The organism is Lentzea indica (genome assembly GCF_012184385.1).
In the GTDB taxonomy this organism is placed as follows: domain Bacteria; phylum Actinomycetota; class Actinomycetes; order Mycobacteriales; family Pseudonocardiaceae; genus Lentzea; species Lentzea indica.
The window spans coordinates 1-20923 of sequence record NZ_VSRL01000111.1 but is presented as its reverse complement, the minus strand read 5'-3'; the positions used below and the strand labels follow the sequence as shown (position 1 = coordinate 20923).

The following is a 20923-nucleotide window of genomic DNA, read 5'->3' as shown; positions in this document are numbered from 1 at the left end:
CCCGCTGTGCGACGCCAGCGGGCGGGCATTCACACAGTCTCACATCGCCGTGGTGACAGTCTCGTCAGGTGCTCACTTGTAGCGGGGGTGGGTGGTGTGCCATTCGAAGCCGCCGCCCATCCAGGCCTTGGTGCCCTTCAGGAACCGGTGCAGCTCCACCGACGGGACGGCCAGCAGCTCCTTGTGCCCCTCCTCGAAGTCGCGCACCAGCTGGTTGTGCAGCTCCACTGTCCGCGCGGTGGCCTCGGCGATCGAGCACTCCCTGTCCGCCGCGATCTGCAGCACCATGTTGCAGACGGGCTTCTCGTCGGCGGCGTCCTTCTCCACCGACACCAGGTCGTTCACCATCACCGACGCCGTGCCCGCGGACGTCAGCAGCTGCCGCACGCGCGGGTCGTAGTACAGCGGCGCCTGCAGTTCGTAGCCGCCGACGGCGTCGATCAACGTCATCGACGTGTAGAAGGTGTCGTGCTGCCGCGTCGCGAGGTACTGCCAGGCCGGCGGGTAGTTGCCGGTGTGCCGCCAGGCCGCGTAGGCGCTCCACGACACGAACATCGCGAACGTCGAGTAGCAGACCCGTTGCACCACGGTCGGTGTGCTGCGCGACGACAGGTGCGCGATGCCCGACCGCAGGCCGACGAGCACCGGGTCGGAGGCCAGCGTCTCCTCCAGTTCCGCGGTGAACTCGGCGGCGGGCGCGACCGGGTCCATCGCGGCCATCGCCAGCGCGAGACGTGGCGGCAGCTCGGCCGGGACGGCGCCCATCTCGGTGCTGTCGGCGTAGAGGTCGTCAGCGGCCCACCACGCCGCGTTCAGCTTCGCGGCGATCAGCAGCTGCTCGACGTCGTCGGTGTCCACGTGGGTCAGCACCGCGAGGCGGCCGAACATGCCGCCCAGGAACCGTTCCGGCTCCTCGAAGCCGCAGTCCCCCGCCCACGCGATGAGCCGCTCGTCCACGGCGGCGGCCAGCCGGTCGTCCTCGCGTTCGACCACCGGCACGTACAACGGCGGCGCCGTGCCGTCACCCCACGGGCGTTCCGCGTAGCCGGGTTCCGGCGGCACCGCAACGGCCTCGGGCCGCCCGAGCCGGGCAGCGGAGGTGCCCAGCCCGGACGGCCCGGAGAGAAGATCGCGCATCACACGCGGTCCGCGGCGATCAGCAGGTAGTGGAAGCTGCCCTCCTTGTAAGCGGTGAGGAACGGGTCCTCGATGCCGGTCGCGACCGACGACTTCGCGCGCAGCTCCCAGTACGGGATGGTCTCCGGCGTCAGGTCCACCACGCTGATCGGCACGAAACCGTTGTCCGCCAACGCCTTGAAGTACTCGCTGCGCGGGTGGATGTTGCAGATGTAGTGCTGGTCGATCTGGCTGACGGCACGCGAGCGGCCACCCGTGAGGTCGTTGTAGCAGCCGGTGATGCAGACGTACCGGCCGCCGGGCGCGATCAGCCGCGCGAACTCGCCGTACAGCTGCTGCAGGTCCACGTACATCGTGGTCTCGTTGGTCCAGATGCCGTTGAACGCCCCGGTCTCGAAGCCGGTGTCGAGCATGTTCTTGAAGTGGAACCGGACCTGGTCTGCGACACCGCGTTCCACGGCCTGGCCGTTGGCGAACGCCACCTGCTGCTCGGAGATGCTGACGCCGTCGACCTCGCAGCCGAACCGCGCGTTGGCCATGAAGCTCGTGCCGCCACGGCCGGAGCCGCCGTCCATCAGCCGGCCGCCGAACGGGACGTCGCCGAAGTGGTCGAGCAGGACCTCCGCCTGCGACGTCTCCAGCCGGTGCATCTCGGCGATGATCGCCTCGTCGCGCACCTCGGCCGGGGCCTCCAGCACCGCCGGGTCGTACGCGCCGAGCCCGTAGTGGTGGTGGTAGAGCCCGTCGACCTCACCGAGCTTGATGTTGACCGGGTCCTTCTCCTTGTTCCAGTAGTCCGCGACGGAACGCTGGTAGTCGGTACGCAGAACCGGCTTCACAGTGGGGCTCGCCATGACCTGTGGTGCTCCTGTTCGTTGAAACGCTCGCTGCCGAACAGCACTTGACCTTTGCAGCTGTCGGCCCAGTCGGCGATACACCGTTCAGGGGATGGTTCGGACACGAACGGGTGGGTCGGATCGCTCCTGAGTGTGGGCATTCCAGGTCACCTGGGAACGAAGCCCGGCGCCGCCCTCCGGGGGTGGCACCGCTCCAAGAACTGTTCAAAGAGGCAATGAAGCGTCATTGAAAACCATTTCAGGATACCTATTTCAAGAATGTGAATGTTTGACACATATGCAACCATCGGCTACAAAGAAATAGCCCCGCCCTGCCGAAGAGGGTTATCAATGACGCGAACCTCCATACCCCTGTTATCGCTGATCTTAATCGGTTCACTCGCCGTACCCGTGACCACAGCGGGGGCTGCACCTGCACTGACGGGCCTGGATGTCTCGTCAGGCAATCGACGTTCCCCCATTTCCGGCCTCTACGACTGGTCGAAGGCGGGGTATCGCGGCAATGGCGTGCTGCCGGGAAACAATGATCTGAACCCGAACGCGAGCTGTCAGATCACATCAGAGGAACTCGCGTCCCAGTTCAACGTCCGGCCGAACGACTCCGCCGACGACAACGCCGGGTTACAGGGCGCGATCGACGCCATCAGGACGCAGTGTTCGCCGACCGCGAGCTATTCGAAGCTGAGCCTCATCACGCTGCCGGCGGGCGAGCTGAAGGTGTCGAAGGAGGTGCACGTCGACGCCGACCACCTGATCATCCGGGGTGCCGGCGCGACCGCGACAAAGATCGTCTACACGCCCGACGCCACGACCCGGTACGACGCGCTCACTCCCGACGGGTCGGACTGGGACGAGGACGGGATGACGTTCGGGCAGGGCAAGGGCGGCTGGCTGTGGCCGGGCCGCGGCCTGTTCCGGGTGCAGTCGCGCGGCGTGCACACGGCCTACGCCAGCGACTACGCGTCGGCGCCCGAGAACCGCAAGGACATCTTCGAGGGCACGATCAACGTGCACTGGAAGGCGGGCACCAAGGTGCGCGCCGCGGCGAAGGCCGGTGACAGGACCATCCAGGTCCAGTCCGCGAGCACGATCAAGGCGGGCATGCTGGTCAACGTCCGCGCCGCGAACTCCGTGAAGTTCTACGAGCAGCAGTTCGCCACCGGGACCCCGTACCCGATGCTGAACATGCACATGCGCCAGCAGATCTTCACCGTCGCCTCGGTCTCGTCGAACACGGTCACGCTCGACAAACCGCTGGAGTTCGACGTCCCCGTCAACTCCACCTCGGACGGTTCACCGGCGATTGACGGGGCGACATACGACTCCAAGGTGTCGCCGCTGGTGGACCCGGTCCTCGGCGTCGGGTTCGAGAACTTCGGCTTCACGCAGGCGATGCCGAGTCTCAACCCCGCCGAGGCCGTCAACAACTACGGCAACATGGCGCCGGCCGACGAGATGCACGGCATCGTGTTCAAGTGGGCCGCGAACTCGTGGGTCAAGGGCATCCGCGCGGAGATGACCGGGTCGCACCCGATCGTCACCGAGGAGGCCAAGAACCTGCAGATCGTCGACAACCACCTCGACGGCTCGTGGAACAAGGGCAAGGGCGGCAACGGCTACTTCCGCGGCTCGCGGGTGTGGGACTCGCTCTACGCCGGCAACACTTCACGCAATCTGCGGCACTTCACGTTCCAATGGTCCGCGTCGGGCAACGTGGTGGTGGGCAACGACTTCGACTCCGACCTGAACCTGCACGGCGGCTGGGAGCGCAACAACCTGTTCGAGCTCAACACCGTTCGCGTCTCCTACGCACACCGCTCGGGCAACTGCCGTGCGAACTGCGGCGAGGAAGGCGGCGGCGGGCCCGACGACTCGAACTGGTTCCCTATCTGGTGGGGCGCAGGGAAGAAGGCTGTGAAGTGGTCGGGTGCCACCGGGCCGCGCAACGTCTTCTTCAACAACGAGATGACCAAGCAGCTGTCGACCAGCGGCGCTTACGAGCCCTACTACAACGACCGGCAACGGATCTACCAGTTCGGCTGGAACGGCAGCGCCTACAAGCACCTCGACATCGGCGGCACGGCCATCGCGGACTGGGCGAAGAACGAGCAGCGCGACTACACCGGCGGTCGCGGCGTGGACAACTCCAAGACCGACTCGGCTCGTTCGCTGTTCCTCAAGAACGTTCCCACCTCCGGCACGCCGGAGGAGCCGCCCCCGCCGACGGGAACGATTCCGGTGTCCAACTCCGAGCAGCTGAAAGCCGCGCTGGCCAACGCCAAGCCGGGCGACACCATCTCGCTCGCGTCCGGCACCTACCGCGGTTCGTTCATCACGCAGAAGGCCGGCACCTCGAGCAGCCCGATCACGCTCACCGGTCCGTCGTCAGCGGTGCTGATCAACGACGGCCCGTCGGGAGAGGCACCGTCCTGCCCGGTGCCGACCGCGGGCTGGGACTCGGGTTACGGCCTGTGGTTGTTCAACGCGCCCTACTGGAACCTCAAGGGATTCAGCGTCACGGAATCCAAGAAGGGCATCGTGCTGGACAACTCCCACCACGTCACGATCGACGGCGTGAAGGTGACCAGGTCCGACGAGGAGGGCGTGCACTTCCGGCGCTCGTCAGCGGACGGCGTGATCAAGAACTCCACGATCACCGACACCGGCCTGGTGCAGAAGGGCTACGGCGAGGGCGTCTACCTCGGATCGGCGAACTCGAACTGGTCCTGCCACGGCAACTCCGGCGGTGTCGACCGCTCCGACCGCGTCCAGGTGCTCGACAACAAGATCGGCCCCGGCATCGCCGCCGAACCGATCGACGTCAAGGAAGGCACCCACAACGGCCTGATCTCGGGCAACACGTTCGACGGCCGCGGCATCTCCGGCCAGAACTCCGCGGACTCGTGGATCGACGTCAAGGGCATCGGGTACCGCATCGAGAACAACACCGGCACCTTCGCCACGCCGGGCACGTTCAAGAACGGCTACGAGACGCACAACCCGAGCACCTCGCCGTCGTTCGCCAACGGCTGCGGAAACGTCTGGCGCGACAACAAGTCCGACCTCGGCGGCGTGGGCGAGTACGCCATCAAGATCACGTCGACGTCGAAGTGCTCCGCGAACCCGAACGTCGTCCACTCCTCGAACACGGTCACCCGTGCCACGAAGGGATTGACGAACGTCCCGGTCACCCCGTGACAACGGGGGTTCCCGGAGTTGACGACACCGGCTAATGCCATTAGCTTAGTGGTTATTGCAGTTAGCCACTGAGGGGATGGACATGACGGAGTTCCTGGAGCTCGACGGCGGACGACTCGCCTACGACGTGATCGGCGAAGGGCCGTTGATCGTGCTGGCCCACGGCATGGGCGACAACAGGGCGGCCTACCGCGAGGTGGCCACCCTGTTGGCGGGCACGGGATACCGCGTCGCCAGTGTGGACCAGCGCGGCCACGGCGAGTCCACCACCGGCTGGGGTTCGTACACCCGCACCGACTCGGCGGCCGACCTGCTCGCGCTGGTCCGGCACCTGGGTGGCCCTGCCGTGCTCGTGGGCCACTCGTTCACCGGTGGCTCCGTCACCATCGCGGCCGCCCAGGAGCCAGAGCTGGTCAGCGCCATCGTGGAGATCAGCCCGTTCACCCGCGCGCAGAAGATCGACTTCGGCGGTCTTCTCACCAACGCCCGCTACCGCAAGGGCATGACGCTGCTCATGGGAGCAGGGATGTTCCGCAGCGTCGGGCTGTGGAAGCGCTACCTCGACCACGCCTTCCCCGGCGCCAAACCAGAGGGTTTCACCGAGCACCTCGCCGCGCTCGACGCCGACCTGCGCAGGCCCGGCCGGATGGCGGTGGTGAGCAAGATGGGCATGTCCGCGCCGACCGACGCCGGCGCCCTGCTCGGCGACGTTCGATGCCCCGCGCTGGTCATCGAGGGAACGCTTGATCCTGACTGGACCGATCCCCGCACCGAGGGCGAGGGCATCGTGGCGGCCATGCCGCCGGGGCTGGGCCGGGTCGAGGTGATCGAGGGGGCGGGCCACTACCCGCACGTGCAGTTCCCCGCCGAGGTGGTCGCCGCGGTCCTGGCTTTCCTCAAGACCGGTGCCCGTGGCTAGGGCGGCGCTGTCCGCGGACGCGGTGGTCGACGTCGCGCTGCACCTGGTCGACGAGGACGGCCCCGCCGCGCTCACCCTGGCGGCGGTGGCCTCCCGCGCGGGCGTGGCCACGCCGTCGCTCTACAAGCACGTCCGCAACCTGGCAGAGCTGCGCGCGCTCATGTCGGTGCGGATCCTGGACGACCTGGCCGAGCGGATCCGCGGGGCGGTGCTCGGCCGATCCGCCGACGAGGCGATCCGCGCGCTCATGATGGCCTGGCGCGACTACGTCCTCGGGCATCCGCACCGCTACTCCGCGCTCGACCAGGCACCTGAGCCGATGGTGGCGCAGGCCGGGGACAGGGTGGTCGACGTCGTGCTGGCCGCCCTGCGCGCGTACGGCTTGGAGGACTCCGAAGCGATCCACGCGGCCCGTTGCGTGCGCGCGGCAGTGCACGGCTTCGCGGTCCTGGAAGCGGAGAACGCGTTCCAGCGGCCCGAAAAGCTGGACGAGACGTACGACCTGCTGATCCACTTGGTGGCCGGTGGTCTTCACACTAGGCAGCGGAACGCATTGCCCGCACCTCGTCCCGCAACGCCCGAACCTCCTGCAGCAGCAAGTCGTCGTGCACCGCCGCACGAGGTGCGGGCAAAGTGATCTCCTCCTGCATCGCGCTGCACACCACCGCGATGAACAGGTTGAGCATGGTGAACGACCCGACCATCAGGTAGATCAGGAAGAAGATCCACGCCAGCGGCTTCTGCTCCATCAGGTCGCGCATCACGTCCGACCAGCCGTCGCCGGTGGTGATCTGGAACAGCGTCAGCAACGTCGGGCCCAGGCCGGTGAAGCGCGGGTCGCCGGTGTCCCCGAACAGGTTGCTCGCGATCACGCCGCCGACGTAGAGAAGCAGCAGCAGAAGTCCCGACAACGACACCAGACCGGGAATCGACCTCACCAGCGCGGTGACGACGCGGCGCATGCTCGGCACCATCGCCACGAGCCGCAGCGCGCGCAGGATCCGCAGCGACCGCAGCACCGACAGCGGGCCCGCGGCCGGGATCAGCGCGATGGCCACGATCACGAAGTCGAAGACGTTCCACGGGTCTTTGAAGAACTTCCAGCCGGACGCGTAGAGCCGGCCCGCGAGCTCCACCGTGAAGATCGCGAGCGCGAGGTGGTCGATCACCGTCAGCATCGGGCCGAACATCGCCGACAGGACCGTCGACGTCTCGGCGCCGAGCGTGATCGCGTTGACCACGATCACGCCGACGATGAACATCTGGAACCGGTTGCTCTCCACAACCGAGCCGACGCGGGCGCGCAGCATCTTCAGCCACCGCTCCTGGCACAGGGGTTTTCGTTGCTATCGGCGGTGGAAGCGGTCCAACTGTTCACCCGGTGGTGTTGATCAGCTCCAGCCGGCCGGCGGTGCGGGCGACCAACACGTCCACGACGTTCGCGAACCGTTGCTGCGCCTCACGATCGCAGGTCTCCAGCCTCGGCACGCACACCTTCGTAAACCGATCGGTTTTCATCCGGATGGAATCGGGTTAACCTCGCAGTATGACCACGAAGGTGAAGCAAAGTCCCCGGGAGCGGCTGCTGGAGGCGGCGGCCGCGCTCACCTACCGAGACGGTGTGGGCATCGGCGTCGAGGCGCTGTGCAAGGCGGCGGGGGTGTCCAAGCGCTCCATGTACCAGCTGTTCGAGAGCAAGGACGAACTGCTCGCGGCGAGCCTGGAGGAACAGGCCTCCGCCTACGTGGCAAGAGCCCTGCCCCTGGCGGACGACGACCGTTCACCCCGCGAGCGGATCCTGCACGTCTTCCGGGGGGTGGAACTGCAGGCCGGTGCGCCCGAGTTCCGAGGCTGCCGGTACCTGGCTGTGCAGATCGAACTGAAGGACCAGAGTCACCCTGCGAGCCAAGTGGCACACCGGATCAAGGGGGGACTGACGGACTTTTTCCGTACCGAGGCCGAACGGGGTGGGGCGAGCGATCCCGACCTGCTGGCCCGTCAGCTGATCCTGGTCTTCGATGGCGCCAGTGCCGCGCGGGGATCGGCGCCGACAACCTGAAAGGGCTCATCGCGCCCACCGTGGCCGCCCTGCTCGATGCGGCAGGCATGCGCTGACGCACCGCCTTTCCTGGCAGGTTCGGTGACTGATGTGCTCTCCGAGCCGATGCCGGTCTCAGGTAAACGGCACGGCACGTATGACTTCACACCCTCGCTCCCCAGCACTCGAGGCGAAGCCCGGTGATCGTGAGCCCTTGAGTGCGAACTCTGCGATCGCACTGCAGGGATGACACTCTCGCGCCTCTCCTGCCTGCTCGCCGGGCCCGTGCCGCCATGCCGGCGGGCGCCGGCCAGCTCAACCTGAAGACAGCTGGTGACGTGGCCCCAGATCTTGGTTCTGCTTGAGCTTGCGCTTCGGAAACCGATCGGTTTACAGTGACGGCGAGCGGAAACCGATCGGTTTCCCGGGCGAGTTCGGGAGTGCATGATGACGACAAATCGGCCGGTGGCCCTCGTGACGGGGGCCTCCTCCGGCATCGGCAAGCAGACCGCGCTCGCGCTGGTCGCGGCGGGCTTCGAGGTGGCAGGCACGGGCCGCGACACCTCACGCGTCGCCCCGCTCCGGGGTGTGACGTTCTTCGATCTCGACGTGGTCAGCGACAAGTCGGTCACCGCCGTGGTCGGGCAGGTGATCGGCCGGTTCGGGCGGATCGACGTCCTGGTCAACAACGCCGGCGTCGGCTCGATCGGCGCGGCTGAGGAAACCTCCGTCGAGCAGGCTCAGGGTGTCTTCGACATCAACGTCTTCGGGGTCATGCGCATGGTGAAGGAGGTCCTGCCGCACATGCGTGCCAGGGGACGCGGCCGCATCATCAACCTCTCGTCAGTGCAGGGCTTCATCCCCGCCCCCTACATGGCCGTCTACGGCGCGTCCAAGCACGCGATCGAGGGCTACTCCCAGTCCCTGGACCACGAGGTCCGGCAGTACGGCGTCCGCTCGCTCCTCGTCGAACCCGCCTACACCAACACCGGATTCGAGGCCAACAGCACCAAGCCCGACACCTCCCTGCAGACCTATGCCGACCAGCGTCACGTCTTCGACCGCCTGATGACGGAAGCGATCAAGGACGGTGACGACCCCGCCGTCGTCGCCAGGACGATCGTCACAGCCGCCACCGACACCAAGCCGAAACTGCGCTACGCCGCCGGCCCCATGGCTGGACGCGCACGCATGCTCCGCTTCGCTCCCGCCTGGGTCGTGGACAAGCAGATCCGCACGATGAACAAGCTGGCCGGCTGACATTCCCTGCCCCGCGCATCCCACCCGTTCGCGCCGTTGATACCGGGAGAGACCCATGTCCGAGACCCTGCACTCCGCCGCGGCCACCGTCGCGAGCTGGCGCGCCGCCGAGGAACGCGGTGACGCCGGGAATGGTGCTGGTGCTTCCCATGATCATGCGCACGTCCTGGACGTGCAGGTGGTCGAAGCTGACGAAGTCCACGTCCTCAGGTCGCAGACCGCAGGAGGGCAGGACGGTGTCCGGGTCGTTGTAGTAGCGGGCGAAGACGTGGTTGGTGAGAAAGTCCCCCGCCAGACGCTTGAGCTGGGCGTAGAACGGCGCTTGAGCCGTTCCGGCGGCGACGGTCGGCTCCCACACCAGTGTTTTCAGCTCACCGTCGAAGCCGTCGAACTGCACGACGAGCATCCGGTTGACGATGCTCACGAACGGGTTGACGGCGAGCGCGGCGCCGTGGAAGCCGAACCGGGTGGGGTACGGAGCGGCGGCGATGTCGAAACTGCGGACGGCGTGGATGCGGCCCTGCTGGACGAACCGCTCACGGTAGGCGGCCGCGGCGTCGCGCACGGCACGCAGCCGGTCACCGCGGGGCCACACGTCGTGGACACCGTCGAATTCGGGGATGGGACGCGGAGCGGCGGCGTCCTGGGCGTTCTTCGTGCTGGGCACCAGCTTGGGCGGAGTGGTCACGGCTCATCCTCGGGATTGCGGGCGGTCCGGGTGCGCTGTTCGTAGGCCGCGCGGACCGACCGGTCGGACAGGGCGGCGAGCTGGTCTGGGACGAGGAGGCGATGCAGGGCGTCGCGGGCACGGCCGGGCAGCAGCGCGGCCAACCAGGTCAAGGCGGCTATCTGGCGTGGAATGAAGACCTCGAACCGCGGGCGCAGCACCACGTCGAGCACCACGTCGGCCACCTGACCTGTCGTCAAGCGTCGGGTGGGGCCGGTCGCGGTACCCACGGCCAGCTCGGTGTCCACGACGCCGGGCATCACCAAGGACACGTGCACGCCGGTGCCGCGCAGCTCGGCGCGGACGGCTGTGCTGTAGCCGTGGATGGCGTGCTTCGTCGCCGCGTAGGTCGCCTCGCCGGCCGGGGCGACCCTGCTGGCGGCCGAGGCGATGTTGACGACGTGGCCGCGACCGCGTTTCCGCATCCCCGGGATCACGAGTTTCATCCCACGCAGCACGCCGTGGACGTTGACGTCGAACTGGCGCAGCGCGGCTTGTTCCGGTTCCTCCGCGAAGGGGCCCACCCACATGATTCCGGCGTTGTTGATCAGTACGTCGATCGGCCCCAGCTGGGTCTCGACGGTGCGTAGGAAGTCTTCGAACGAAGGGGTGTCGGTGACGTCGAGAGCCAGCCCGAGCAGTCGGCCACCGGGATGCACGCCTCCGATGGCACCAGCCGTCTCCTTGGCAACCTCCGCATCGAGATCACCGATCGCCACGGCGGCTCCGGCCGCGGCGAGCCGGACCGCGATGGCACGCCCGATCCCGCGGCCCGCCCCGGTCACCGCGATCACTCGGCCGGTCAGCGGTCTTGCGCTGGGGAGCCCGCCGCGGTCTCTCCGGCTGAACGTGTACGGGTACCTGGGCCGTGCTGCCACGGTCGAGCCCCTTCCCTGCGCTGAGCATGAGGCGGAACGCCGAGGAGCAGGCGGCCCCACGCGCATCTGACACTATGTCGTGTCAGATGAACTGACAAGCTAGAGTGTCAGTTCAGGGCACGCCGATGTCAACACCTCTACGACAGGGAGAACATGACCGGCACCGAGACCGCCGGGCGGCGCTACCGCGGACGCGATGCGGCGCAACGACAGCAGGAGCGCCGCACCCGGCTCGTCCAGGCGGGCCTGGACCTGTTCGGCACGGTCGGATACGCCTCGGTGTCCGTCAAGCAGGTCTGCTCGCACGCCGAACTGACCGAGCGCTACTTCTACGAGTCGTTCCGCGACCGCGAAGACTTCCTCGTCGGCGTCTACAACGACCTGGTCACCACGATCAGAGCCGAAACCGACCAGGCCGTAGCCGCTGCCGCGCCCCATGTCGACGCCCAGCTGCGCGCCGGCCTCGATGCGTTCATCCGCACACTGACCAGCGACGCCCGCATGGCCCGCGTGGTGCTCATCGAGGTCGTGGGCGCCAGCCCTCGCCTCGAAGTGCGCCGCCGGGAGGTCCTGCACGAATTCGCTGCACTGATCGCCGCCGTCGTCGGACCGCTCCCCGACCAGGAAGCCTCCTCCAGCCGGCTCACCATGACCGCGATGAGCCTGGTCGGCGGGGTCAACGAACTCCTCGTTGACTGGACGCTCGGCCACCAGAACGCCACCGTCGAAGAACTGATCGACCTGTCCTACACCCTGTTCATCGCGGCCTACCGGGCCATCAGCGATCAGCCCTGATCACACAGGCCTGGATCCCTTCAGGAGTCTCTGCACCGGCGCGGCGCGAAGATCCACAACCACCCCCGCGCCAGCTTACGATCGGACCCGTGAGCAATGTCGAGGCCGAGCCCGCAGAAGTGACGTGCACCTCCACGCCAGGAACGGTCGAGGTGCTGGCGCCGCGCGACGTGCCGTTGGGCGGCCCACGAGCGATGTCGGTGCGCCGGACGTTGCCGCAGAAGCAGCGCTCGCTCATCGGCGCGTGGTGCTTCTGCGACCACTACGGCCCGGACGACGTCCGGATGGACGTCGCACCGCACCCCCACACCGGGCTGCAGACGGTCAGCTGGCTCTTCACCGGCGAGATCGAGCACCGCGACAGCCTCGGCGTGCACGCGTTCGTGCGGCCGGGTGAGCTGAACCTGATGACCGGCGGCCGCGGCATCGCGCACTCCGAGGTGTCCACCGACTCGTCGACCGTGCTCCACGGCGTGCAGCTGTGGCTCGCGCTGCCGGACGCCCACCGCGACGCACCGCGCGACTTCCAGCACTACGCGCCGCCGACCGTGACGGTGAGCGGCGCCGAGATCCGCGTCTTCCTCGGTTCGCTGGCCGGTTCGACCTCACCTGTGACCACGTTCACACCGTTGCTCGGCGCCGAGATCGTCCTGCCCCCAGGGGCAACGATCGAGCTCGCCGTGGCCCCGGAGTTCGAGCACGGCGTGCTCGTCGACACCGGCGACCTGACGATCCAGGAGACCGCTCTCACTCCCGGCGAGCTCGGGTACGCCGGCACCGGCCGATCAACGCTGACCCTGTCAACTCGGGACGGCGCAAGGGTTGTGCTGCTGGGCGGTGAGCCGTTCGGCGAGGACATCGTGATGTGGTGGAACTTCGTCGGACGCACGCACGACGAGATCGTCGCCTATCGAGACGAATGGCAGGCGGAGACCGACAGGTTCGGCCGGGTGGAGGGTTACGACGGCGTCCGTTTGCCCGCACCGCCGCTGCCCGGTGGCCGTCTGCGTCCGCGCGGCAACCCCGTGTGACTGTTGTCAAAAGTCATACTTCACAGCCATTGAAAATCACGTTCCGATCGCATTTCCTGAGCGAGGCATCCACGGAGGTTGCCGCGCGTCTTAGGGGGCATGACGAACGTGACACGAGTGGGCGCCGAGTCCGTCTTCGCCTTCATCGCTCCTTCCGGTCGCCCCATGCCCGTCGAGGTCGAGCTCGGCTATCGCGCCGACGACCCGCACGCCGTGACCATGACGTTCCGCATGGGACGCCAGGAGACCGTGTGGCTCGTCAGCCGCGACCTGCTCGCCGACGGCCTGATCACCACCAGCGGCGCCGGTGACGTGCGCCTGCGTCCCCACAACTCGACGACCGCCGTCCTCGAACTTCGGTCGGACGTCTCGGAAGCCGTGTTCCACGTGCGCTCCTCCGAGCTGCAGGAGTTCCTGAACTCCACCTACGACGTGGTCGCCCCCGGACGCGAGCACGACCACTTCGACTTCGACGCCGAAATGCGCAAGCTCCTCGACTGAGGCTGACCAGGACGCGCAGGCGCACGCCCTGGTCAGCCGGGTTCGTCAGTAGCCGTACACCAGGTCGTAGGCGAGCTGCGGGTCGAACTTGCCGGCGTCGACGTTCGGCGCCTTGCCGCATCGCCCGTCCGAGTCGCCGGGAACCTTGACCCACAACAACATCTCCGCGCCGCCACCGGTGCGCGGGGGCGTGCCGAGCTTGCGGCCGCCGGGGTTGCACCACTCGCCGTTGTGCCCGTTGCCGTTGCGGCTCGTGTCGATCACGTACGGCTTGGTGTAACCGGGCAGCGCGCCGCTGACCGCGTTGCCGTACGTGGTCGAGGCGGCGGTGGTGTGGTAGTTCGACACGTTGATCGAGAACCCGCGAACGTTGCGCACACCCGCGGAGTCGAGGCGGGAAGCCATGGTGGCGGCGGGCACCCACTGGGCGTTGCCCGCGTCGAGGTAGGCCCACGTGTTGGGCGCCTTGGCCTTGAACTGCTCGGTGGCGTACTTGATCATCGCGGTGCGTTCGGCGATCTTGGCGTTGTCCATGCAGTTGAAGTCCGCCAGCGAGTCCGGCTCGATGACGACCACCGCCGGACGTGTGCCGATGCCCTCCGCGAACGCCCTGATCCAGTTCCGGTAGGCCTCCGGCGTTCCGGCACCGCCGCCGGAGTGGCCACCGCACGCGTCACGGCCAGGAATGTTGTAGGCCACCAGAACGGGCAGCTTCGTCCCCGTCTTGCCGACGTAGGACGACACCGCGGGCTTGATGTCGCCGCTCCAGTTGCCGAACCAGCGAGCGATCGGCTTGCTCGAGATGTTCGCCTTGATCGCGGCCTGGCGGCCGTCGCCGGCGTGGTCGCGCACCCACACGGCGGGGTTGGAGTTCGGGTCGACGTAGAAGCCGTCGGTCATGCCGACGGGGCTGGCGGCGTGCGCGGCCGGGGCGGTCGCCACGACGGCCAGCAGGGCCAGCGCGAGTGCTCTCATCATGGCTCGCAGGCTGGCGCGGTGCGCTTAAGGGGCGGTTAGCCGCCGTTGAACCGGACTCCGTTCGGCGGCGTGACTCATCGGGCATCTGGCCTCTTGATCGCTCAACACCGTCAGGCCAAGGTGAGAGGCGTTCATGTACTTGAACACCTCGGAAGCCGACGGCGTCAGACGAGGAGCACGGATGCGGAAACGCACGACGATCGTCCCCCTGCTAGCACTTTTGAGCCTGGTCCTTCCCGCCCCCGCGACAGCCCAGCCGACCGGCACTGTCGTCTCGGGGCAGGCCAGGTTCCAGATCCTCTCCCCCACCCTGGTGCGCACGGAGTACGCCGGGGATCGCAGATTCGAGAACGCCTCAACTTACAACGTTGTAAATCGCACCTTCCCCCGCACGGCCTACCGCTCGCGGGTCGAAGACGGCTGGCTGATCATCACCACCTCGGCCATGACGTTGCGCTATCGCGTGGGCTCCGGACCGTTCCGCGCGGACAACCTCGAGCTCAAGACGGCGGGCACGACCGCGTCACCGTGGCGGCGGGTGGTCTGTGCGACCGGGCAGCTCTGTGAAGCCGAGGACCAGCACCGAGAAGGCGTGCTCGTCGCGGCGGAGCATCCCGGCCACACCGGCGCGGGCTTCGTGGCCGGGTTCTCCTACACCAACAACGGCATCACGGCCACCGTGCGCGCGACCGGTGCGGGCAAGCACCGGCTTGTCGTGAAGTACGCGAACGGGCGGGGTGGCGACGGCAAGCACGAGAGCCGCACGCTCGGTCTCAGCGTCGACGGGCAGGCACCGAGGCAGATCACATTGCCGGCGACCGCGGACTGGCGTGAGTGGAAGCAGGTCGAGACGGAGGTCGACCTGTCGGCCGGCGAGCACCGCGTCGCCCTGACGCGGGGTGCCGCCGATTCGGGCAATGTCAACGTTGACAGCCTGGCTCTGCTCACTTCCGGCCAGCCCTATCCCGTTGATCGGGCGGTGGACGACTGCCGGTTCGGCACCAGCTGTGAGGCCGAGAACGGCGCCATCGGCGGTGCGGCCAAGATCGCCGACGAGCACGTCGGTTTCGCGGGCACCGGGTTCGTCGCGGAACTGGTCGGTGGCACGCGGCTGAGCCAGCGCGTGACCGGAGTTCCTGCGGCGGGCACCTACGCGGTGCATCTGCGTTACGCCAACGGAACCGGTGGCGACGGCAAGCACGAGCCGCGGACCGTCCTGATCAACGGGCAGGCGGTCACGTTGCCGACCACGGCGAACTGGACCACCTGGGCCACCGCGACAGCCCAGATCCCGTTGCCCGCAGGCACTTCCGACCTCACCGTCACGTGTCCGGCCACTGGCTGCCACGTCAACCTGGACACCATCGGGATCAACAACGCGACACAGCACCTGCCGCTCGGCGGGTATCGGCGCTCGCTCGACGGTTACACAGGCAACAGCGGCGACCCGCGGCTCTACCCCGGCTTGCTGCATCGCGACGGCTGGTATCTGCTGGACGACACGACTTCCGCTCTCCTCAACGGCACGCCGCGGGTGGATCGGGGCGCACAGCCGTACCAGGACGGTTACGTGTTCGGCTACGGCCAGGACTTCAAGACCGCGCTGGGTGACCTCGCGCAGCTCACCGGCGGACCGAAGTTGTTGCCGCGCTGGGCTTACGGCGTCTGGTACTCCGAGTACATCGACCGGACCGCCGCGGACTACCGCGACCGGATCCTGCCCGCGTTCCGGCAGAACGGTGTGCCGCTGGACGTCCTGGTGGTCGACACGGACTTCAAGGCGCACAACACCTGGAACGGCTGGCGGATGGACCAGTCGAAGTTCCCCGACCCGCAGGGGTTCCTTGACTGGGTGCACGGCGAGGGGCTGCACAGCACGCTCAACATCCACCCGAGCATCCAGGGCACCGATCCCGACTTCGCCCAGGCGCAGGCCACCGCGAAGGGCAAGCTCGCCAAGGGTTCGTGCAACGACTGCTACGTGTTCGACTGGGCCGATCCGGACCAGCTGCGCGCGTACCTGGAGCTGCACCGGACGATGCCGACCGACTTCTGGTGGCTCGACTGGTGCTGCGACGGCTCGGGATCGTCGTTGCGCGGGGTCACGCCGGACTCGTGGATCAACGAGCAGTACGCGAAGCTGGGCGGGTTCGCGTTCTCGCGCGGGTTCGGTTCGCTGCAGGCGGGCGGCTACAGCGGTTCCGGTCCGTTGCCGACCGGGCCGTGGGCCGAGAAGCGCACCACCCTGCACTTCACGGGCGACACGTCGTCGACCTGGGGCGCGTTGAAGGCGACCATCGGCTACACCTCGGCGGAGGCGGTGTCGACGGGGATGTCGGCGATCAGCCACGACATCGGCGGGCACAACGACACCACCGGCTTGCGCGGGTCGGAGACCTACCTGGACAACGGCCAGGTGCGGTACACGACCAAGCTGCCGGACGACATGTACGCGCGCTGGGTGCAGCTGGGCGCGTTCCAGCCGATCACCCGGCTGCACAGCAACCACGGTGACCGGCTGCCGTGGCAGTACGGGCCGGCGGCGCAGGCTTCGGCGACGAAGTTCCTGAACCTGCGTGAACGCCTGGTGCCGTACATCTACACGCTGGCGGAGCAGGCGAATCGCACCGGCGTACCGGTCGTGCGCCCTGCCTATCTGGAGCATCCTGGCAGTCCGGAGGCTTACTCCACAGTGGACAGTCAGTTCATGCTGGGCCCCGACGTGCTGGTCGCGCCGATCACCACGCCCGGCGACGTCGGCGAGACGCGGGTCTGGTTCCCGCCGGGACAGTGGACCGACTACTTCACCGGCCGCACGTACCAGGGCAACACGTGGGCGACGGTCAGCGCGGGCTGGGACACCATGCCGGTGTTCCTGCGCGCGGGCGGCATGCTGGTCGAGCGCAGCGGCAACGTCACCAACGACGTCAAGAACCCCGCTGACAAACTGACCGTGCACGTGACCGCGGGCGCGAAGGGCGAGTTCACGCTGTACGAGGACAACGGCCGCAAGCTGTCGGCGCGTACGCGGATCACCCAGTCCGATGGCACCGTCACCGTGCATCCGGCCAAGGGCTGGTTCCCCGGCAAGGTGTCCAAACGGGACTGGACCGTCGTCGTGCACAACCCCGACGGGTCGACCCGCACCGTCCAGGCGTTGAACAAGTCGGCCCATCAACGGGTGGTGATCAACCTCCGCTGATCAGCCGACGTCTGCAAGTACTACCAACTCGCAGTAGGTAGTACTTGCAGACGCCCAACACCAGTCAGTCTTCTGGCACCCAGGTCAGCAGCCGGACCTTCGCGACGGTGCGGACATGCTTGCGCATGGCGGCCGCAGCCTTCTTCGCGTCACTCGCCGCGATCGCCTCGTAGATCGCCGTGTGCTGCGCCAGCGAACGGGACGGACGACCCGGCTGGCGCAACGACTCGGTGCGGCTCTCGGTGATCTGGGCGGCGATCGTCTTCATGAAGTCGGCGAGCAACGAGCTGTGCGCGGCGGCGGTCACGGCGGCGTGGAAGCGGCGGTCGCCCTCCACGCCGTTCTCGCCCCCGGCGATCTCGTCGCGCATGTAGTCCAGCGCCTGCCGGATGTCCTCCAGCTCGGCGTCGGTGCGGCGTTCGGCGGCGAGCTCGGCGAGCTTGGTCTCCAGGGCCTCGCGCGCCTCCAGCACCTCGGGGAGGCGCTTGCGGCGTTCGACCAGCTGCTCGACCGGTTCCACGTCGAGGGTGTCGCGGACCAGGTAGGTGCCACCGCCGTGACGTGCCTCGACCAGGCCCTGGACCTCCAGCACCACGATGGCCTGCTTCACCGACGCGCGGCTCACCCCGAGGCTCGCGGCGAGGTCGCGTTCGGCGGGCAGCTTGTCCCCCGCGCTCAGCCCGGCCTCGCTCACGTACGCGCGCAGACGTTCGAGCACCTGCTCGTACAGGCGGGACTTCACCATCGGCCTCAGTGCCTCGGACATGGGTCCAGCTTATCCGGTCAAGTGGCTCAGCCACTAGGCCACCTCTTGACAGCCGGTGGACTGTGGGCGGAAAGTGGCTGAGCCACTTAGCCACTGGGACCACCCAACGACGGGAGCCCTGCCCATGTCCGCCGAACTGATCTCGATACTCGTGCTGGTCGTGGTCTTCGTCATCGCCACGACCCGGTCGATCAACATGGGAGCGCTGGCGTTCGCCGCGGCCTTCGGGGTCGGGACGCTGGTCGCGGACATGAAGACCGACGACATCTTCAAAGGCTTCCCCGGCTCGTTGTTCGTCGTGCTGGTCGGCGTGACGTTCCTGTTCGCCATCGCACGGGCCAACGGCACCACGGACTGGTTGGTGCACATGGCGATCCGGCTGGTGGGCGGGCGGATCGCCTTGATGCCGTGGGTGATGTTCGCGATCACCGGTGTGCTGACGGCGATCGGTGCGGTGAGCCCGGCCGCGGTCGCGATCGTCGCACCGATCGCGATGGGCTTCGCCGCGAAGTACAAGATCAGCCCGCTCCTGATGGGCGTCATGGTGGTGCACGGCGCACAGGCCGGCGGGTTCTCCCCCATCAGCATCTACGGCACGATCGTCAACGGCATCGTCGCCAAGGAGGGCCTGCCTGGCAACGAGATCGTCCTGTTCCTGGCCAGCGCCGTGGTGAACCTGCTGATCGCCACCGTGGTCTTCGTGGTGCTCGGCGGCATGAAGCTGGCGCGGCAGTCCGTCCAGACACCGGCGCTCGTGCGCACTGGTGGTGGCGGAGGCGACAGCGCGGATGTGGAGGTCGAGGAACGGGTCGCGCTAACTGCACCCCGCATCGCCACGCTCGCCGGGCTGGCCGCGCTGGTGGTGGCCGCGCTGGTGTTCGACCTCGACGTCGGTCTCGCCGCGATCACGGTCGCGGTGCTGCTCAGCGTGGTGTGGCCGGAGCAGAGCAAGCAGGCGATCACCCAGATCACCTGGCCGACCGTGCTGCTGATCTGCGGCATCCTCACCTACGTCGGCGTGCTGCAGGCGATGGGCACGATCACCTGGGCCGGCAACTCCGTTGCGGGTGTCGGTGCTCCGCTGATCGCCGCGCTGCTGATCTGCTACATCGGCGCGATCGTGTCCGCGTTCGCCTCGTCGGTCGGCATCATGGGCGCGCTCATCCCGCTGGCCGTGCCGTTCCTGCTGCTCGGTGACGTCAGCGCGGTCGGGCTGATCGCGGCGCTCGCGGTGTCCGCGACCGTGGTCGACGTGAGTCCGTTCTCCACCAACGGCGCGCTCGTGCTGGCCGGTGCGCAGGACGTCGACCGCGACAAGTTCTTCAAGCAGCTCATGGTCTACGGCGGGATCATGGTCGCGGCAGCGCCGCCGCTGGTTTGGCTCGCCCTCGTCGTCCCCGGAATCTGGTGAGTTGATGTTCGTCTTGCAGTCGAACCGCGTCGCGCTCCGCTTCGGCGACCACACCCTGACCCACGCCGAGCTGGCGTCCTGCGCGGGAGCCCTGGCGTGGCAGCTCAACGGCCTCCCGAGAGTGGCTGTCTGGGCAACGCCGACCATCGAGACATGCGTCGCGGTCGTCGCCGCGCTGCTCGCCGGGGTGCCGACCGTGCCGCTGAACCCGAAGGTCGGCGAACGCGAACTCGCGCACATCGTGGCGGACAGCACGCCCGCCACCGTGCTCGCGGCTCCTGGTGCGCGGCTGCCGGAGGGTCTGCGATCCGTGCCCCGCCTGGACGTCACGCTCGACGGCGGCACGGCCGGACTTCCACCGGAACCGGACGCCGAGACGCCCGCGTTGATCGTCTACACCTCCGGCACCACCGGATCACCCAAGGGCGTGGTGCTGCCGCGACGGGCGATCGTGTCCACATTGGACGCGGTCGCGGAGGCGTGGCAATGGACTTCTTCGGACGTCCTGGTGCACGCGTTGCCGTTGTTCCACGTGCACGGGCTGATCCTCGGCGTGCTCGGCCCGTTGCGACGTGGCGGCACGCTGCACCACCTCGGCAAGTTCTCCACCGACGAGGTCACGCAGGCGCTCTCCGGCGACGGCACGATGATGTTCGGCGTGCCGACGATGTACCACCGCATCGCGGAGGAGGTCGGTGAGAACCCTTCGCTCGCTTCGGCGTTGCGTCAGGCGCGGTTGCTCGTGTCGGGCTCGGCGGCGTTGCCGGTGCGCGACCACGAGCGCATCGCCGCGGCGACCGGGCAACGGGTCGTCGAGCGGTACGGCATGACCGAGACGCTGATGAACACCAGCGTGCGCGCGGACGGCGACCGCCGGCCCGGCGCGGTCGGCGTGCCGCTGCCCGGCGTTGAGGTGCGGCTCGTCGACGACAACGGCGTGACGCTCGACGAAACCGGTGCCATCGGCGAGATCCAGGTCCGCGGGCCGAACCTGTTCACCGAGTACCTGAACCGGCCGGACGCCACCGCGGAGGCGTTCGCGGACGGCTGGTTCCGCACCGACGACGTGGGGACGCGCGACGCCGACGGCTACTACCGCATCGTCGGGCGCAAGGCGACGGACATCATCAAGAGCGGTGGCTACAAGATCGGCGCGGGCGAGATCGAGAACGCCCTGCTGGAGCACCCCGCGGTGGCCGAGGTGGCGGTGACGGGCGAACCCGAC

At 67.9% G+C, this 20923-nt stretch carries 17 protein-coding genes; 11 read left to right on the top strand and 6 right to left on the bottom strand.

Going from position 1 to position 20923, the window contains the following annotated elements; all coding sequences use genetic code 11:
- Window positions 1-72: 72 nt before the first annotated feature.
- Window positions 73-1137: a family 2 encapsulin nanocompartment cargo protein terpene cyclase gene (locus FXN61_RS27020; protein WP_167976832.1), complete on the bottom strand. Its 1065-nt coding sequence runs from the start codon at window positions 1135-1137 to the stop codon at window positions 73-75.
- The gene (locus tag FXN61_RS27015) at window positions 1137-1991 is read right to left on the bottom strand and encodes a geranyl diphosphate 2-C-methyltransferase (RefSeq protein ID WP_167976831.1); all 855 of its coding nucleotides are present in this window, start codon (window positions 1989-1991) and stop codon (window positions 1137-1139) included. The genes FXN61_RS27020 and FXN61_RS27015 overlap by 1 nt, the downstream gene beginning before the upstream one ends.
- A gap of 510 nt (window positions 1992-2501) precedes the next feature.
- On the opposite strand from FXN61_RS27015, the gene FXN61_RS52785 reads away from it, so the two are divergent.
- The 3 genes from FXN61_RS52785 to FXN61_RS54600 all read left to right on the top strand — a co-directional run bounded on the left by FXN61_RS52785 (window position 2502) and on the right by FXN61_RS54600 (window position 6748).
- Window positions 2502-5192, top strand: coding sequence for a right-handed parallel beta-helix repeat-containing protein (locus FXN61_RS52785; RefSeq protein WP_246292061.1), 2691 nt, complete (start codon window positions 2502-2504; stop codon window positions 5190-5192).
- Window positions 5193-5274: 82 nt separating this feature from the next.
- Window positions 5275-6111, top strand: a complete 837-nt coding sequence (locus FXN61_RS27005; RefSeq protein ID WP_167976829.1) for an alpha/beta fold hydrolase — start codon at window positions 5275-5277, stop codon at window positions 6109-6111.
- Window positions 6098-6748 carry a TetR/AcrR family transcriptional regulator gene (locus FXN61_RS54600; RefSeq protein WP_312878018.1) on the top strand — a complete coding sequence of 217 codons (651 nt, stop codon included), beginning with the start codon at window positions 6098-6100 and terminating at the stop codon, window positions 6746-6748. Before FXN61_RS27005 ends, FXN61_RS54600 begins: the two co-directional genes overlap by 14 nt.
- Here the strand turns inward: FXN61_RS54600 and FXN61_RS26995 are convergent.
- Window positions 6648-7421 carry an ion transporter gene (locus tag FXN61_RS26995; protein WP_167976828.1) on the bottom strand — a complete coding sequence of 258 codons (774 nt, stop codon included), beginning with the start codon at window positions 7419-7421 and terminating at the stop codon, window positions 6648-6650. The genes FXN61_RS54600 and FXN61_RS26995 overlap by 101 nt on opposite strands.
- Window positions 7422-7657: 236 nt before the next feature.
- Between FXN61_RS26995 and FXN61_RS26990 the strand changes: the two genes are divergently transcribed.
- Window positions 7658-8170 (top strand): TetR/AcrR family transcriptional regulator, encoded by a 513-nt coding sequence (locus tag FXN61_RS26990; RefSeq protein ID WP_246292060.1) that lies wholly within the window; start codon window positions 7658-7660, stop codon window positions 8168-8170.
- Window positions 8171-8623: 453 nt separating this feature from the next.
- Window positions 8624-9409 (top strand): oxidoreductase, encoded by a 786-nt coding sequence (locus FXN61_RS26985; RefSeq protein WP_312878017.1) that lies wholly within the window; start codon window positions 8624-8626, stop codon window positions 9407-9409.
- A 684-nt stretch (window positions 9410-10093) separates the two neighbouring features.
- Here the strand turns inward: FXN61_RS26985 and FXN61_RS26975 are convergent.
- A complete protein-coding gene (locus FXN61_RS26975) occupies window positions 10094-11014 on the bottom strand; it encodes an SDR family oxidoreductase (RefSeq protein ID WP_312878016.1) in 921 nt (306 codons plus the stop codon).
- 153 nt (window positions 11015-11167) lie between these two features.
- On the opposite strand from FXN61_RS26975, the gene FXN61_RS26970 reads away from it, so the two are divergent.
- The 3 genes from FXN61_RS26970 to FXN61_RS26960 all read left to right on the top strand — a co-directional run bounded on the left by FXN61_RS26970 (window position 11168) and on the right by FXN61_RS26960 (window position 13341).
- Window positions 11168-11809, top strand: a complete 642-nt coding sequence (locus FXN61_RS26970; RefSeq protein ID WP_167976825.1) for a TetR/AcrR family transcriptional regulator — start codon at window positions 11168-11170, stop codon at window positions 11807-11809.
- Between the two features lie 89 nt (window positions 11810-11898).
- Window positions 11899-12840 (top strand): pirin family protein, encoded by a 942-nt coding sequence (locus tag FXN61_RS26965; RefSeq protein WP_167976824.1) that lies wholly within the window; start codon window positions 11899-11901, stop codon window positions 12838-12840.
- 99 nt (window positions 12841-12939) lie between these two features.
- Window positions 12940-13341 (top strand): SsgA family sporulation/cell division regulator, encoded by a 402-nt coding sequence (locus FXN61_RS26960; protein ID WP_167976823.1) that lies wholly within the window; start codon window positions 12940-12942, stop codon window positions 13339-13341.
- 45 nt (window positions 13342-13386) lie between these two features.
- Here the strand turns inward: FXN61_RS26960 and FXN61_RS26955 are convergent, their stop codons facing one another.
- Window positions 13387-14319: a glycoside hydrolase family 6 protein gene (locus FXN61_RS26955; RefSeq protein ID WP_167976822.1), complete on the bottom strand. Its 933-nt coding sequence runs from the start codon at window positions 14317-14319 to the stop codon at window positions 13387-13389.
- Between the two features lie 181 nt (window positions 14320-14500).
- Between FXN61_RS26955 and FXN61_RS26950 the strand changes: the two genes are divergently transcribed.
- Window positions 14501-17521, top strand: a complete 3021-nt coding sequence (locus FXN61_RS26950) for a TIM-barrel domain-containing protein (protein WP_167976821.1) — start codon at window positions 14501-14503, stop codon at window positions 17519-17521.
- A 64-nt stretch (window positions 17522-17585) separates the two neighbouring features.
- On the opposite strand, the gene FXN61_RS26945 is transcribed toward FXN61_RS26950, so the two are convergent.
- The gene (locus FXN61_RS26945; protein WP_167976820.1) at window positions 17586-18287 is read right to left on the bottom strand and encodes a FadR/GntR family transcriptional regulator; all 702 of its coding nucleotides are present in this window, start codon (window positions 18285-18287) and stop codon (window positions 17586-17588) included.
- 124 nt (window positions 18288-18411) lie between these two features.
- Between FXN61_RS26945 and FXN61_RS26940 the strand changes: the two genes are divergently transcribed.
- Together FXN61_RS26940 and FXN61_RS26935 are read left to right on the top strand one after the other, a co-directional pair.
- Window positions 18412-19698, top strand: coding sequence for an SLC13 family permease (locus tag FXN61_RS26940; protein WP_167976819.1), 1287 nt, complete (start codon window positions 18412-18414; stop codon window positions 19696-19698).
- A 4-nt stretch (window positions 19699-19702) separates the two neighbouring features.
- Window positions 19703-20923: acyl-CoA synthetase (locus tag FXN61_RS26935; protein WP_167976818.1), on the top strand; the 1221-nt coding region annotated here is incomplete at its 3' end.